Origin of the sequence: Rhodococcus sp. Chr-9, from assembly GCF_000801125.1 — a bacterium.
GTDB lineage: Bacteria > Actinomycetota > Actinomycetes > Mycobacteriales > Mycobacteriaceae > Rhodococcus > Rhodococcus pyridinivorans.
On the sequence record NZ_JTIZ01000059.1, the window covers coordinates 37887 to 53561 of the forward strand.

Consider the following 15675-nt stretch of genomic DNA (forward strand, 5'->3'; position numbering starts at 1 on the left):
ACCGAGTCAACGCCACCTCCAGCGCCACCGCACATCTTCTCTTCAAAGACATTCTGCACCAAGTGAATACATGGTAACTACCTCAATCCTGCTATCTCCCTGACACTGTCGATGCGGAAACGGTCCCACACGGCTCCGCAAACATACGGGTTCCCTATACCGCGCCGAACTCGGCCTGATCGGTGGCGTGCCGGGGTTCAAGAATGCAGGTTGGCGAGATGATGCAGGCAAGCCCTGACGGTCGAGCGCTGATCGCGTTACCTTGAACCGCGCATCACTTTCGTCACTGTGACAGCGAACCCGCGACTAGTCGAACCCGCCACTAGTCACACGACCTGGCAACCCATCGCGCTACTGAGAACCGCTATGAACCCCACTGCGGTTTACCGCGGTAAACCAGAGATCACCTCGAACCGTCGGCAGGGGCGCATTGTCACGATCAGAATTCACGGGTGCACCCAAGGCCGCACCGCTAGCTATTCAGATCCCGTTGGCCGAGAACTCCAGAGCCGAAGGCTTATCCACACCCTCAGACACGCGGGAGCAGCGGAACCCGAACTTTCGCCCCGGATCGAACTATTACTTTTGCAAAGCACCTACATCGCCTACAGTCGACCACATGACCTGATCGTCTCGGAAGTCGCTGTCCAACAAGTAATGTGGTGCATCGAGAGCATGCTACCACCGACTTCGCGGAGTGCAATCACGCCCTTACTCTCACGGAGAGCACGCAATTGCGGCGTGGACACAGTCCCTACCGAACGACTACCACAAACCCATCAATCCCCCGCTACTCGACGATCGAACCAGAAACGGGGACGCACAGCCGACGCAGACCTCGACCTATCCGCCGTTCCACAGAAGGACACCGACAACTACCGCCTCAACATCCTTCAACGTGCCCGGCCAGTCCTTCGACGAATCGAAACGGCGAAGAGCCGCCTCGGACCCCCGGCCGAACCGCTAGATGAACTCCCCTACACGGGTGGCGCAGAATGCCAGGACCCGTGTCATTCCACGTCAATTCATGCGCCTTTTCACCTCGTACTGTCCTGCCAAACACAAGCAACGGAGGTACGGACATGGTCGAATACACAAACACATTCAAAGTTGCTGCGGTGCAGGCACAGCCTGTGTGGTTCGACGCGGCCAAAACGGTCGACAAGACCGTGTCCATCATCGCGGAAGCAGCCCGGAACGGGTGCGAGCTCGTTGCGTTTCCCGAGGTATTCATCCCGGGGTACCCGTACCACATCTGGGTCGACAGCCCGCTCGCCGGAATGGCGAAGTTCGCCGTGCGCTACCACGAGAATTCCCTGACGATGGATAGCCCGCACGTACAGCGGTTGCTCGATGCCGCCCGCGACCACAGCATCGCCGTAGTGGTGGGAATCAGCGAGCGGGATGGCGGCAGCTTGTACATGACCCAGCTCATCATCGACGCCGATGGGCAGCTGGTCGCCCGACGCCGCAAGCTCAAGCCCACCCACGTCGAGCGTTCGGTATACGGAGAAGGAAACGGCTCGGATATCTCCGTGTACGACATGCCTTTCGCGCGGCTCGGCGCGCTCAACTGCTGGGAGCATTTCCAGACGCTCACCAAGTACGCAATGTACTCGATGCACGAGCAGGTGCACGTCGCGAGCTGGCCTGGCATGTCGCTGTACCAGCCGGAGGTCCCCGCCTTCGGTGTCGATGCCCAGCTCACGGCCACGCGTATGTATGCACTCGAGGGACAAACCTTCGTGGTTTGCACCACCCAGGTGGTCACGCCGGAGGCCCACGAGTTCTTCTGCGAGAACGAGGAACAGCGAAAGCTGATCGGCCGAGGCGGAGGTTTCGCGCGGATCATCGGGCCCGACGGCCGCGATCTCGCAACTCCTCTCGCCGAAGATGAGGAGGGGATCCTCTACGCCGACATCGATCTGTCTGCGATCACCTTGGCGAAGCAGGCCGCCGACCCCGTAGGCCACTACTCACGGCCGGATGTGCTGTCGCTGAACTTCAACCAGCGCCGCACCACGCCCGTCAACACCCCACTTTCCACCATCCATGCCACGCACACGTTCGTGCCGCAGTTCGGGGCACTCGACGGCGTCCGTGAGCTCAACGGAGCGGACGAACAGCGCGCATTGCCCTCCACACATTCCGACGAGACGGACCGGGCGACAGCCACCATCTGACTCGGGAGCACCCGTGGCGCCTCCGAAGCGCCACGGGTGTGTGAAGGGGCGAGACAGGGGAATCGGAGGATCACCGAGTACAACGCATCGTCGATCGCAGCGAGTCAGCCCGCCCGTAACCCCCGATAGGTCCACCCCACGTATCCCCGCCGGTCACACCTTATCGACATGGGGTAATCGAGGTCGTCGTGGCCTGTATCGACATCCAGAGTCCCTGAGCTGAAGGCGCCCACCACCCCATGTCGCGATGACCTTCTCGCCGCACCGCAGAGAGCCGACATCGAGACCGAGCCCGGCATCGCGATTACGGCTACCCTGAAAAGAACAATGAACGGGGTTAGCACCAGGTAGGTCGATGAACACTTTCTTCTCCTCTGACCAGGTCTCGGCACCCGATCGCGTCGCGCTCTGGCACGATGTCATCTGCCGCAGCTATGTCCCGCTCAACATCACCCTCACGAGCGAGCAACCCTTCATCGGTACGGTCTCGACGGGCAACTTGGGCACGGTACGTATCGCGACGTCCTCGTCACTGCCCCAGCAGATCACCCGCACTCGTCGCTTGATCAGCCAGGACGAGCGTGAGTACCTCATGGTTGGGGTGCAGTCCGCCGGCCATGCACTCGTGCAGCAGCACGGCAGAACTGCACGAGTCGGTCGCGGTGGACTGGTTTTCTGGGACACTCGCCATCCCTACGACATCCTGTTCCCGACAGACTGGAGAATGAGCGTATTCCAGTTCCCGCGATACTCTTTCGGCTTCACCGAAGATTTCATCGGTAGGATGACCGCGGTGAATGTCGGGGGCGATCGCGGTATCGGACGAGTGGTGTCATCCTTCATGACAAGCATCAACGATGCGACCGATGCAGGAGACTTGGCGGAGGTAGCTTCACTCCACAACAGTGCTGTCGATCTTTTGTCAGCGGCGATACGGACCGAGCTTGCCGATCAAGCCGCCGCCTCTGACGGCCTACTCGAGTGCGTGCTTGCGTATATCCGACAGAACCTGGGAGGAATTGTCAATACCTGTGGATCTGGGTTTGTCAGGCGACCTCGGACACTGGGGTGTCGGGCGATGGTTCCGGGGTGATGTCGACCGGACGTTCGAGGAGCTTGCCCTGGTGGAACACTGCGCCGGCCCGCACCAACGCCACCAGGTGTGGTGCGTTGACCGCCCGCCACCGCGACTGCGCTGCTTCGATCAGCTTGTAGGCCATCGCCATGCCCGCCGCCCGTGATCCCGGGCCCTTGGTCACCCTGGTCCGAAGCCGAACCGTCGCGAAGGTCGATTCGATCGGGTTCGTGGTGCGTAGATGCACCCAGTGCTCGGCGGGATACCGGAAGTACTCGAGCAGCACGTCGGCGTCATCGACGATTTTCTTCACCGCTTTCGGGTACTTCGCGCTGTAGTCACGTTCGAACGCTGCGATCGCCAACTGCGCCTTGTCGATGTCCTCGGCCCCGATGATCTCCTTCATCGCCGCCAACGCACCCGGATGCGCCGATTTCGGGAGTGCAGCAAGAACGTTGGCTTGTTTGTGGAACCAGCAGCGTTGTTCGCGGGTGGCGGGGAACACCTCCCGCAGTGCCCGCCAGAATCCCAAAGCTCCGTCCCCGACCGCGAGCGCCGGCGCGCGCATCCCGCGGCGGCGGCAATCCCGCAGCAGGTCCGCCCAGGACTCGGTGGACTCTCGGTAGCCGTCGGCCAGGGCGACGAGTTCCTTGCGGCCGTCCGCCCGCACCCCGAGCATCACCAACAGGCAGAGCTTTTCCTGCTCGAGCCGGACCTTCAGGTGGATGCCGTCGACCCACAGGTACACATAGTCGACCTGCGAGAGATCCCGCTTCGCGAACGCGGTCGCCTCGTGCTGCCACTGCGCGGTCAGTCGGGTGATCGAGGCCGGTGACAGGCCGGCACCACTGCCGAGGAACTGCTCCAGAGCGGGCCCGAAGTCGCTGGTCGACAATCCGTGCAGATACAGCAGCGGCAGCACCTCCGACACCTGCGAGGACTTGCGAGCCCACGCCGGCAAGATACGCGACGAGAACCGCCTGCGCTCACCGGTATCCGGGTCGGTGCGCCTGTCGTTGACCCGCGGTGCCTTCACCGCCACGGCACCAGCAGCGGTGATCACCTCGCGCTGCGCGTGGTAGCCGTTGCGCACGACCAGACGGTGGCCGTTGTCGTCGACCTCACCGGCATGCCGGGCGATATAGTCGGCGACCTCGGCCTGCAACGCTGCGGCGAGCATCTGCCGGGCCCCGTCACGGACGATCTCGTCGAGCAGCGACCTTCCCGGATCCGCACCAACACGGGTGTCGTTGGAGTCGTCGTTGTTGTCCACTACCGTGAGCACGGGCGTGCCTTCCCGCCAGCGTTGGCGCGCTGGTCTTGATCAGAATTCAGGTTCCTTGCAGATCATCTTCCGGGAAGGCACGCCCTCCCGGGATCCACAGGTTCTGATCATTGCTCAGAACCTGGCCGACCCGAACCTGTGTGCCTCACAGATCGCGGCGGAGCACAACGTCTCTGTGCGGACCCTCCACCGACTGTTCTCGGCCACGGGACAGGGCGTGGCCGAACACATCCGTACCCTCCGACTCGAGCGCATCAAGACTGAGCTGGCAGACCCAACGAGTCGGCGATATACGATCAGCGCGTTGGCGAGAAAATGGGGGTTCCTCGATCCCTCAACGTTTTCACGCGCGTTCAAAGACGCCTACGGCATCACTGCCCGAGAGTGGGCGGCTTCTGCATCAGCACCACCGACGGAGGCTTCGTAGAAAGAGCCCGGTATCCGGCCTACCCTTGTTCGCTTGCACACCGTTCGGTCCGTCACTTCCGATGAAGCCGGAGCCGGCAGGTTGGCTTCCTTCCGCAATTCGATCGCTCGGGGATTGTCCGGGGGCACCGCTGGTGACCTCCAGGACCATTCCGGCCTGGTGTCCGCGATCGGTATGCACCTGCCCCGATGCATCCGGGCCGCGAGGCCAGTGCTCGGCAGGACCCACCGGCGACGACGGCCAGCGTGACCCCTGGACCGGTCGGTCGAATTCGCGCCTGCCGACCGAGAGTCGGGACCCGGTGTGCCGCCGCAACGCTCCCGGCCGGTGACCGGATCGGCGGACGAGCACGCTAGGTGTCCATCGTCCTGTCCGTACATCAGCCACACCGAGTGTTCGCGTGCCGGTACGTAACCAGTCCCCCGGCTGGGTCAAGAGCCTTGCGATTCGCCGAGCCGGCCCTCCATCGGTGAAGCCGATCCGATCGGTGAAGTGCTGACCACCGGATGAGTAGCACCCGTTCCGACAGGTGTCAGCGCGGGGTCGCCGCGGTACTCGAGCCGAGTGGGAACATCGCACGTGCGTCGAGCACGGGGACCGGGGCCACCGTCGCCGCTGTGATCGCAGCCGTGGTCTCGGTGGTATCGAACGGCTATGGAGCCGACCTCGCGTCGTCTCCCCTGCGTACCGATGCTGACAGCTGCCGGCATATATCCGCAGATGTCGCTGCGGGCGTTCGGTGGACAGGCGCTGCGAGCAGCAGTGCAGCGCACTGTAGTCGGTGGCTCGACGGCGATCTCGTCCACCGCCAGAACGTGGTGCCGGCTGTCACCGACGTCGGAGTCCTACCGGAATCGATCACCCGGTTCGGTCACCAGCTGACCGAACCGGACCACCCCTTCGACCACACCACCCTTCCCTCCCTCAGGTCGAACAGAGTGACGACACAGAACGACCGAGGATCGCCCGGAAGGAGACGGCACAGACGGCTGCCGAGCCACCCCATTGCCGACCGGACCGCACCGTGCACCCAGCTGAGGGTCACATCAACGGGAAAGTTCGAGCCGCCTACACACCGGGGCTTGGCGCCGAGCAGGTGGACTCGGATCCGGAAGCCGCGAGCAGGCGCTGGTGCATCTCCGACGACCGGATCGGAGTGTGCAGCCCGCAGCGTCGGGCCGTGCCATGACGCCGTCGGTCACCAGCGCCTGCAGCATGTCCTGCTACTGCGGCGGGCAGCGAGAAAATCGCCTGTTCAGCATGCCGTCGGGCATCGCTGAGGTTGCCATGAGCATCATGTGAACCATCGATGGTGGGTGCATCCGTGTGGACGCAGAGCGCGAGTGGTCGACGGTGCACGAGCTTGTCGACTGTGGGGCCGTCCTCACCTCGGCCGACCGAGTACACCGGGTCTCGTTCAGACGCCGGATCCACGCGCTCGGTCGCTCGGTATCGGCGACGGCTGAGACGCAGGCCTGATGCCGGTACCACTCAGAACAACCCCGACAGTGGGTCCGGCAAGCTGGAACCGTTGACGCCCCTCACAGAAGAGAACTACAGTTAAGGAAACTGAACGATGTTATGGAAAATGACATGTCGATCAATGCTCAGAACACGGTCCGCGAATCCGGGTCACGGCGCGGTGCCGTGCGGGAGTTCAAGAAAGGACTGATACGCGATGCCGCGAAGCGCATCTTCGCCGAACGCGGCATCGACGCCGCCTCGATGCGCGAGATCGCCCAGGCCGCGGGCTACACAACGGGAGCCATCTACACCTACTTCGACACCAAGGAAGAGCTCTACGCCGAAGTGCTGCGAGACTCCCTGCACGCCCTGCAGTCCGAAGTGGCCACCACCGTCGAAACCTCACCCGACAGGCCGGCATCGGCCGCGGCACTGCACGGCTTGTGGTCCTTCTACGACACCCATCCCGCCGACTTCGAACTCGGCTTCTATCTGTACGGCGGAGTCCGCCCTGCAGGCCTCAACAAGAAGCTCGACGAGGAACTGAACACCCTGTTCGACCAAGTGATGACGTTGATCGCGAATGGTCTGATCACCGACGGACTGGCAACCGAGCAGACTGCACACCACCTCGCGGTGGTCCATGCCACCTGGGTCTTCGGATTGCTCCTGATGACAAAAACCGGTCGCGTGAAATCGGTCCGCGACGACGCCGAAGCCATGCTCGACAGCTACCTGAAGATGGTGGCTACGCACCAAAGGCTATGACCTGAAACAGAATCGAGAGACGATGACCGAACACTCCATGTCGATCGCTCCTACCGCCCGGGTGCAGGAGTACACCGACCGTTTTCGCGAGTTCCTCGACGAGGACGTCCCTCCACTCGAAGAGGAACTCGCGAAGCACAACGTCGGCACTGCCGGACAACCGAAGCTCGACAGTGAAGGCCGAATGCACCCGATCGTGTGGGAGGCTCGCCGTGAGGTGCAACGGCGCGCCGGCGCCCTGAACCTGTACGCCCCACACATCAGTGCCGAACTCGGCGGCGGTGGATTCAACCGCGTGGAGATGCACCACGTCGAGGAATTCGTCTACCGCCATTCCGGTCTCGGGCTCGGTTTGGCCGCCCTTGCATGGACAGAGGGCCCGAACCCCGCGAGCGAGCACATGTCGGAAGCGATGCGGGAGCGGTATCTCACGCCGTTGATCAAAGGTCAGATCACTGCTGCGTTCGCCAACACCGAACCCAATGTCGGCACTGATGTCCTGGGTATGGAGACCTGGGCGAAACAAGACGGCAGCGACTGGATCATCAACGGCCGCAAAGCATGGATCACCAATTCCCATTTCGCCGACGTATACCAGGTCGTCGCCGTCACCGAACCCGGCGCCGGAACCCGGTCGTTGACGATGTTCCTCGTCGATGCCGACACCCCCGGTCTCGAGCGCGGCCCCGACCTGCCGACCATGATGGACGACGGACTCACCGGCGAACTCGAATTCCGTGATGTGCGGGTGCCTGCGGAGAACATCGTCCGTGAGGTGGGCGACGGCTTCGCCCTGGCCATGTCCTGGATCAACTGGCGGCGATTGTGCCGCGGTGGCATGTGTTCCGGATGGGGCCAATGGCTCATCACACGAGCGATCTCCCGATCGCAGGAACGCAAATCCGGTGGCCGCCCCATCGGTGATCTGCAATCGATCCAGCACCTGATCGCCCGCATGGCTCTCGAGTTCTACCAAGCACGCTCGACCTCCCTGGTCGCACAAGCCGAACTCGACCAGTGGGGCGCGTTCGAGATCCCACTGCACAAGGAAGCGCCGCGCCTGATCAGCCTCCTCAAGATCATCAATGACGAGGCGTTCTACCGCCTGGCCGACAGTGCAATCCAGGTCCACGGCGCCAACGGTTTGCTGCGTGGCTCCCCGGAAGAAAAACTCTTCCGAGTGGCCCGCAACCTGCGGATCCCCGCTGGCACCTCCGAAGTGCAGCTCAACGCCATCGCCCGTGGCCTACTCCGCGAAGCAGCAGTGTCATGACCACCACGATGCGCCGCCTGACCGAGTATTCCCATGGCGGAGGATGCGCCTGCAAACTCCCACAGTCGATGCTCGACGACGTAGTCACCATGATGCGACAGGCCGGAGTTCCCCAGTCGGACGAGTCCGGATTGCTGATCGGACTCGACACCCCTGACGACGCTGCCGTCTACGCCATCGACAACACGAAGGCATGGATCGTCACCACCGACTTCCTCACTCCCCTCGTCGATGACCCCCGCGACTGGGGCCGGATCGCCGCCACCAATGCCCTGTCCGATGTGTACGCGATGGGCGGCCGCCCCCTGATCGCCCTCAACATCCTTGCCTGGCCCACCGACCTCGGCGCGGACATGTTGAACAAGGTTCTCCACGGCGGCGCGGATGCTGTCTCCGCCGCCGGCGCTCTGGTCGTCGGCGGCCACAGCATCACCGACCCCATCCCCAAATACGGCCTCGTCGCGATCGGTGAGGTCGAGCGCGACAAGATCCTCACCAAAGGTGGCGCTCGCCCCGGCGATCTACTGGTGCTGACCAAACCCATCGGGGTCGGCATCATCAGTACCGCAATCAAACGTGGTCAAGCCCCGCAGAACTCACGTACCGCTGCAGTCGCGAGCATGACCAGGTTGAACTCCTCGGCCAGCCGGATCGCCAGTGAGGCCGGGCTGAAAGGAGCGACCGACATCACCGGCTACGGATTGATCGGCCACCTGCACGAGATGGCGGCCGCGGCCGGCCTCGGAGCTCGCATCGACATCGACCGAGTTCCTCTTCTGCCCGGAGTTACGGCTCTGATCGCCGACGGCTGTTCTCCCGACGGAAGCCGCAGGACATTGGTCAATGCACTGCGGAAAGGGTGGTTCGAGCCTTCTTCGCTCCCGCAGGAGCAGCAGCTCCTATTGGCCGACGCCCAAACCTCCGGGGGGCTGCTTCTGGCCGTTCCACCCCACGATGCCGCCTCGGTCGTTGCCGCTCTGCGCGCCGGCGGTGATGCCCATGCCTGCGTGATCGGTGACTTCGTCGACGACGGCCGTCCCGGCGTCGTCACTGCTGAAACGAGCACACGATGACCGAATTCGGTTGTGTCACCGGCCGATTCCAGCCTGTGCACAATCAGCACATGGAACTGTTCGAGATCGCCCTGAACGAGTGCGATCACCTGGTGGTGGCGATCACCAACCCGGATCCGAGCGCACACCACGAAGAAGCAAGTTCGGCGCACCGACACACCCGGGCGGCCAATCCGTTCACCTACTTCGAGCGGGCCCGCCTGCTCGACGCTGCCCTGACCGACCACGTCCGGGCCGGACGAGTGACCATCGTGCCGTTCGACCTGACCCAACCGCAGCTCTGGCCGCAGTATGTACCCCACTCGGCACGGCATTTCGTGCGGGTTTTCAGCGACTGGGAACACGACAAAGCCAGATGGCTCGCGCAGGCCGGCTACGCGGTAACCGTCGTCGACGGCGACCCGGTAACCAAGCTGAACGCGACCGACATCCGCCAGGCGATGCTGGCCGGTGACGACAGCTGGCGACACCACGTGCCCGCAGCCACCGTGGCGTTGCTCAGCGAGCTCATCGCCACGAGCGTGCTGGAGGAACAGCCATGAGGATGCCCGGCTACGGCGAAACCCAGCCCCGCCTCGACGACGATCGGATGCCCGTCATCCTGGTCACTCTCGACGGGCTCGGGGACCGACCCGTCCCGGAGTTGTCGGGCCGGACCCCCGCTGAGGCGGCACGCACCCCCGTCCTCGACCGATTGACCGCCCGCGGGAGCAGCGGGTGGCACATACCGTTCGGATGGGGACGCGCCCCCGCCTCCGAACTGGCCCATTGGGCCATGTTCGGATACTCCGACATACCGTTTCCCGGACGTGCCGTCCTCGAAGGAGTCGGCGCGGGCATCGACCTACCGCTCGACGCCGCGACCACTTTTGCCGCACTACGCACGTCCTGCGTCCAGAACGGACAGGTATGGATCACCGGGCGCGTAGGTAAGGACGACGCTGCCGACGCCGATCGATTATTCGAGGAACTGGCACCGCTGTTCGACAAGGCCGACGCGCAGCTTCATCCGGTCGGTCGAGGGGAAGCGGTGCTCGTCCTCCCGCACCACACCCGCGGCGACGTCACCGACTCGGACCCCTTCTTCGAAGACTTCCACCCTTGGTTGCAGGTCACATCGGCCGGTCCGGAGGCGACAGATCTGGCCGAACACCTCAACGAACTGCTGCTGACCGCCCGGCGTCATCTCCTCACGAGTCCGGTCAACGCAGTACGCGCCGCCGACGGACGCCCCGCTCTCGACGTCATGACCACCAAATGGTCGGGCAGCCGGCGACCCGTGCCGGATTTCCTCACCCACGCCGGCGTGGCAGGAGCTGCCGTCACCAGCACCTGCCTCTATCGGGGCATCGCTGGGCTCCTCGGGATGCGGCACCATCACCTGCCTCCCGCCACCGATCACGGTGTGGATATGACCACACGTATCGAGGCGGCCGAGCACTTGATCGACGAGGGTGCACGCTTCGTCCACATCCACACCAAGGCCACCGACGAGGCCGGGCACACCAAACAGCCACGCGCCAAGCTGGACGTCCTCGAAGCGCTCGACCCGGCGTTCGAACGCTTCGAGTCCTTGTCGGATCGCGCCGTTATCGCGATCACCGGCGATCACGCCACTCCCTCGGTCGACGGCGTCCTGCACACCGCCGACCCCACCCCGCTCCTCGTCGTCGGCCCCACCGTGCGGCCCGACGCAGTCACTCGATTCGGGGAATCGTTCGCGCACCGCGGCTGGTACGGAACCGTCGCTGCCCGCGACCTGCTTCCCCTGTTGTTCGGTCACGCGAATCGGCCGGTGTTCCTCGGCCACCGAGCAACTCCGCGACAGACCCTCGCGTTGCCTGATAGCCCTGCCGCGATGCCGGCGGGCTGACCTTCCTTTCCCTGTCTGCACAGCACCGCTACGCCGAACGACGACTGTCGCCGCCACGTGCACCACTCACTCACCGGTTACACGAGGACGCCCCTCGTGCACCGTGTGCGGTACCGAAATCGGCCGTAGACCGTGCGGTCGTGCCTCGATGCCGGGGCATCCCACCACCGCCGCAAAAGCCGGGCAGGGGCCCTGCCGCCCGGCAATCCGCCAACGTGGGTGAGATAGGCGCCGGTCCGCAACCCTGACTCCGCGTTCAGAGCTGCCCATACTGTCTAGGCTGCGCGACCGAACCGGCGTTCGTAATCCTCGCGTTCACGCGAGGCGCGCGCCTGTGCCTTCGCACTGAGCAGATCCGGATCGAGACCGTGTTGCTGGAGTCGATGACGTTGCCAGATGCTCATCAACGCCACAGAAAAGTACATCCAGGGCAAGAGCAGCAACATCATCATCGAGACGGGAATCCATACCGGTCCCGGGATCAGCAGGAACAACAGCAGCAGCGGGATGACCGGCACATTCCACCGAAGAAGATATCGGCGCACGCCACCCGGCCCCAGGATGTCGTTACGGACCCAGTCCTGCATCTGCGGAGGCAAGGGGCGGCCAACCACATAGGCCAGGCGCTGAATCACGGTAGGTCGTGTGCGAAGTGGGGTCGTCACAGCGTTCCCTTCGTTGTATCCGGTGGCTCGGATGGATCTCGGGACGGACGTCGATCCGAACTGGTTATTGCATGTGCTGCAGCATCATTGAGAAGGGTCAGTGCCCGATGCAGCTCCTGGAGCTCCGCCGGCGAAACACCGAGCTTCTCGACCACGGCGACCGGGACTTTCTGGGCTTCGTTCCGCAGGGCTCGACCTTGGGCAGTGAGATCGATGACCAGTTGACGTTCGTCTACACGACTGCGCGAACGAGTGATCAGCTGTGAGGCTTCGAGGCGCTTCAACAAAGGCGAGAGCGTGGGCGAGTCCAGAGCCAGCGCTTCGCCGATCGCCTTGACCGACATCGGAGCTTTCTCCCACAGCGCCAACATCACCAGGTATTGCGGGTGAGTGAGGCCTAGAGGCTCGAGGATAGGCCGGTAGACAGCCAGGACGGCCCGGTTGGCAACGGCAAGCGCGAAGCAGACCTGCCGGTCCAACGCCAGGAGGTCGTCGTTCCCGATCGAAGCGAGGTCACCTGTGGTCACAGGACGAGCATACCGGACTCAGTCGTGCGCGAACGAATCGTGTGCGAGCAATATTTGAGATGTGCATCACCGGCACGACCTGCGATGCAGTTCGATATCCGAACAAGTGCGCCTCGCACCTGCGCACCCACTCCGATCCCTCGAAGTGTCGCGAATACCGAACCCAACGGCGCCACGCGCATCACCGGCCAGATACTTCATCAGTTCCCATTGGGTCGAGCGGCGACGAACCCTGCCTGGCCTGCGGGTCGGCACGATGCGGCGCCTCACGATCGACGGCCGGCATTCCGGACGGCGACGGGTCGGGAAACGGTGGGTCCCGTCCGGGGGCAGACCACCACCGCCACCGGCGGTGCATCGATCCGGTACATCGATCCGGTACATCGATGATGCGCACGTCACTGGACCTCGGGTACATCCCGCACGTAGGTCCGCCACTGCAGAGGAGGCCGATGCGCCTTACTTGTAAGGTTGTTCGTCGATCCACTTCTGCAGGCTGTACCCCAGCGAAGTCAACGACTTATCGAGCGTGGTCAACACCTCACCGGGGGATGCGGGAGACCTCACTCCCTCGCGCAGGACGGCGAGCACCACGGACTGCACCGCACCCCCGACAGCAGCCGGCACCACCGCCGCCGGACGCGTACCGATACGGGACGCAACGAACGTCGAGACGACCTCGGACCACACCAACCACCGTTGAGCACCCTCGGCCTGCAATTCCGGTGAGGCGTCGAGGATCCGAATCTGGGCGGTCCAGACGCCCTCGTCGTCGAGTCGGGCCGCTACCGTATCGATCACCCCGACCCGGATCGCCTCCATGACCGGCACCTCGTCGTCAACCGTGCCGAAGGAGCGCTGGAGGTCGCGGGTACTTTCCTCGAAAGGAAACCACACGAGTGCCGCTTTGCTGGAGAAGTACCGGAAGAAGGTGGTCTTGCTGATCCCCGCGGCCGCAACGATATCCATGATCGACGTCTCCGCATAGCCTCGTTCGAGGAACAGTTCGAACGCGGCGACCTCGACCTGCGCGCGAGACGACACCTGAGGACGCCCACGTCTGCCGGTAGCCATCGCATTCCCCCCTCTTTTCGACCCGAGACTTGATTTTGGGTACTCGGTACCGTAAATATAGGCGACGCGCGATGTGACCGATAAACATGATCTTGCAACACCACCACGATCCGTCACCCCCTGTAGGCGGACCGTGGTTCCCGGTCGGTGAACCGACCCCGTCCCGGATGCCCTGCCTGTCCCCCCTCCAACGGGCANTCCGGGAACTTCCACACCGACCCGTGTAGGGCGGGTTGTGTCCTATCCGTTCGATTGAGGGGCCCGCCATGCCCCATCGATGCCGTTCGTCGGCGTTTGCTTGCGGGACAGCCGGTACGCCGATCGCTCCCACCGTCGGAGCGCTCTCCCTTATCGGAATCCTCTTTACGCTTTCCCACGAACGAGGGCAGTGCCGCTCACAGAGACCGATTCGGGAGTCCGACTGCTCGTTCGGCGCCGGGCATGATCGACTTGATTTTCGGAACCGGGTAGCATAATTATAGTTGAATGCTCGATTACCGCTGCTGTCGTCCGAGCTGAACCGCCCGGACGATCACCTCCGGCACGTAGATGGCAGGTCTGATCGCGATCGGCAGACCCGTTCTCCCGACGGGACGCCTCGGCTCCACCGAACGACATACGACCAAGGAAGACCGTTCTCTGATGATTTCCAGCCTCGTAATCCGGCCTCTGGCTCGCGCAATCGCAGTCGTACTGATCGTCGCCGATACCGCCCTCGCCACCCGAGTGCCGGCCCTGCCCGGCTGGGATGAAGACGGCTCCGTCGCCCGGAGCTGACGTCGCAGGGACATCACCCGCACAACGCTGTGCCGCTTCCGGCGATCACCGACACGCCAACGCACCGAACCGGCACCGAGATGACCGAGACCACATCATGAAGCGTTGACGGCCTCATACCGTCGCGCGGCGAGCAGGACCGAGCACGGCGACATTGCCGGGTGCCGCAGCCGCCGGCAGGTCGAGGACCGTCGACGTACGCAAGCGATGCAGCAGGAACGCTGCCCCGAGCCGGCTGCGCCCGAATCCCTCGAACGGGTTGAAACCGAGTGTCGCAGTGATGGTATCGATCCTGCTCTGAAGCGTGCTGTGGTGGATGTTGAGCAGTCGCGCCGCTTCCCGAACGGACTGCGCAGCGACGACGGCATCGATCGTCTCCATCCCCCAGGCGTAGTGTGCGATGGCCTCGACACGGTCGGCGTCGCTGTGCGGAGCGTGCTCATCGGCGTCGGCAAGCAGTTCGATCAGACCCCCGTAGGAGTCGGCCACAACCTGGGGTTCCTTCGGGGTTCGGCACAGGCGCAGAGCGACCATCGCGGTCCGGAACGACCGATCCAACGAGTCCGGCGGCGTGGCTGTTCCGATACCGCACGGCGAAGCGCCGAACGGCGGGTACCGCTCCGGCACAACGATGGCGTGGACCGGACCGAACGGGGTGGCGATCACGTCCTCCGGGCCGGCGGGATGATTGCGCCACACCGCGAACAGCGGTGCCACAACGAGGCGATACAGGCCCGTTGCCGACAATCCGAGCGCACTCGCCGCGGTCAAGCGCTCGTCGGGAATGCTCTCGCGACCGGTGAGTATGCCGAGGTGGCGGCGATTGTCGATCTCCCGGGCTCCACGCCCGTTCCGGATCCGCACAGCCAGTGCCAAGCGCTCGAGGATGAGTGCGTCGTTCGGCCCAGCAGCACCGTCGCGTTCGAGCCAGACGTCGATGCCGTCCTCCGACGCCACGTGCAGGTTCGAAGGATCTGTCGGCGATTGACCCTGCACTGCTTCACCTTTCGGAGTGACTCGTAGAGTCCGCGGCGGGACGCTCTGCCGGAACCCTGCAGTACAACCGGCCAGCGCGGCAGCGGTTGCGAGCAGGGCACGGGTGTTGACGTTGCCGACGATCAACTCGTCGAAGCACGCGATGACACGCAGACCCAAACTGGCGCTGGGATCGAGGCGGGCGATCCGTCCGAGTAGCTCTTGCATATTCGTTC

At 63.8% G+C, this 15675-nt stretch carries 11 protein-coding genes and 2 pseudogenes; 8 read left to right on the top strand and 5 right to left on the bottom strand.

From position 1 onward, the window contains the following. Nucleotides 1–1007: 1007 nt before the first annotated feature. Together QR64_RS07015 and QR64_RS07020 are read left to right on the top strand one after the other, a co-directional pair. Complete coding sequence (locus QR64_RS07015; RefSeq protein ID WP_230826513.1) at nucleotides 1008–2183, top strand: carbon-nitrogen hydrolase family protein; 1176 nt, start codon at nucleotides 1008–1010, stop codon at nucleotides 2181–2183. A 355-nt stretch (nucleotides 2184–2538) separates the two neighbouring features. Continuing rightward, nucleotides 2539–3222: pseudogene (locus QR64_RS07020) on the top strand (cupin domain-containing protein); the annotation flags it as partial. A gap of 7 nt (nucleotides 3223–3229) precedes the next feature. On the opposite strand, the gene QR64_RS07025 reads toward QR64_RS07020, so the two are convergent. Beyond that, a complete protein-coding gene (locus tag QR64_RS07025) occupies nucleotides 3230–4543 on the bottom strand; it encodes an IS256 family transposase (protein ID WP_039584670.1) in 1314 nt (437 codons plus the stop codon). Nucleotides 4544–4652: 109 nt separating this feature from the next. Here QR64_RS07025 and QR64_RS26470 point away from each other — a divergent pair. The 6 genes and pseudogenes from QR64_RS26470 to QR64_RS07050 form a co-directional block, all read left to right on the top strand. After that, nucleotides 4653–4970: pseudogene (locus QR64_RS26470) on the top strand (helix-turn-helix domain-containing protein); the annotation flags it as partial. A gap of 1593 nt (nucleotides 4971–6563) precedes the next feature. Further along, entirely contained in the window at nucleotides 6564–7202 is a 639-nt protein-coding gene (locus QR64_RS07030) for a TetR/AcrR family transcriptional regulator (protein WP_006553302.1), read from the top strand. 22 nt (nucleotides 7203–7224) lie between these two features. After that, nucleotides 7225–8475: an acyl-CoA dehydrogenase family protein gene (locus QR64_RS07035; protein ID WP_039584671.1), complete on the top strand. Its 1251-nt coding sequence runs from the start codon at nucleotides 7225–7227 to the stop codon at nucleotides 8473–8475. Continuing rightward, nucleotides 8472–9548, top strand: a complete 1077-nt coding sequence (gene selD / locus QR64_RS07040) for a selenide, water dikinase SelD (RefSeq protein WP_039584672.1) — start codon at nucleotides 8472–8474, stop codon at nucleotides 9546–9548. The genes QR64_RS07035 and selD overlap by 4 nt, the downstream gene beginning before the upstream one ends. Continuing rightward, nucleotides 9545–10090: an adenylyltransferase/cytidyltransferase family protein gene (locus QR64_RS07045; RefSeq protein ID WP_006553299.1), complete on the top strand. Its 546-nt coding sequence runs from the start codon at nucleotides 9545–9547 to the stop codon at nucleotides 10088–10090. The genes selD and QR64_RS07045 overlap by 4 nt, the downstream gene beginning before the upstream one ends. Beyond that, the gene (locus QR64_RS07050) at nucleotides 10087–11421 is read left to right on the top strand and encodes an alkaline phosphatase family protein (protein ID WP_039584674.1); all 1335 of its coding nucleotides are present in this window, start codon (nucleotides 10087–10089) and stop codon (nucleotides 11419–11421) included. The genes QR64_RS07045 and QR64_RS07050 overlap by 4 nt, the downstream gene beginning before the upstream one ends. 275 nt (nucleotides 11422–11696) lie before the next feature. Here the strand turns inward: QR64_RS07050 and QR64_RS07055 are convergent, their stop codons facing one another. The 4 genes from QR64_RS07055 to QR64_RS07075 form a co-directional block, all read right to left on the bottom strand. Beyond that, nucleotides 11697–12056 carry a DUF5313 family protein gene (locus QR64_RS07055; protein WP_255312755.1) on the bottom strand — a complete coding sequence of 120 codons (360 nt, stop codon included), beginning with the start codon at nucleotides 12054–12056 and terminating at the stop codon, nucleotides 11697–11699. A 26-nt stretch (nucleotides 12057–12082) separates the two neighbouring features. Next, entirely contained in the window at nucleotides 12083–12613 is a 531-nt protein-coding gene (locus QR64_RS25675; protein ID WP_072740544.1) for a MarR family winged helix-turn-helix transcriptional regulator, read from the bottom strand. Between the two features lie 459 nt (nucleotides 12614–13072). Continuing rightward, nucleotides 13073–13687, bottom strand: a complete 615-nt coding sequence (locus QR64_RS07065) for a TetR family transcriptional regulator (RefSeq protein WP_039584677.1) — start codon at nucleotides 13685–13687, stop codon at nucleotides 13073–13075. Nucleotides 13688–14578: 891 nt separating this feature from the next. Next, entirely contained in the window at nucleotides 14579–15667 is a 1089-nt protein-coding gene (locus tag QR64_RS07075) for a helix-turn-helix domain-containing protein (protein ID WP_037215951.1), read from the bottom strand. Nucleotides 15668–15675: the final 8 nt, after the last annotated feature.

What these genes read in the sequence shown, in the direction of transcription:
- QR64_RS07075 (WP_037215951.1), bottom strand. Translation starts at nt 15,667, where the DNA reads ATGCAAGAGCTACTCGGACGGATCGCCCGCCTCGATCCCAGCGCCAGT.
- QR64_RS07035 (WP_039584671.1), top strand. Translation starts at nt 7,225, where the DNA reads ATGACCGAACACTCCATGTCGATCGCTCCTACCGCCCGGGTGCAGGAG.
- QR64_RS07045 (WP_006553299.1), top strand. Translation starts at nt 9,545, where the DNA reads ATGACCGAATTCGGTTGTGTCACCGGCCGATTCCAGCCTGTGCACAAT.
- QR64_RS07050 (WP_039584674.1), top strand. Translation starts at nt 10,087, where the DNA reads ATGAGGATGCCCGGCTACGGCGAAACCCAGCCCCGCCTCGACGACGAT.
- selD (WP_039584672.1), top strand. Translation starts at nt 8,472, where the DNA reads ATGACCACCACGATGCGCCGCCTGACCGAGTATTCCCATGGCGGAGGA.
- QR64_RS07065 (WP_039584677.1), bottom strand. Translation starts at nt 13,687, where the DNA reads ATGGCTACCGGCAGACGTGGGCGTCCTCAGGTGTCGTCTCGCGCGCAG.
- QR64_RS07030 (WP_006553302.1), top strand. Translation starts at nt 6,564, where the DNA reads ATGTCGATCAATGCTCAGAACACGGTCCGCGAATCCGGGTCACGGCGC.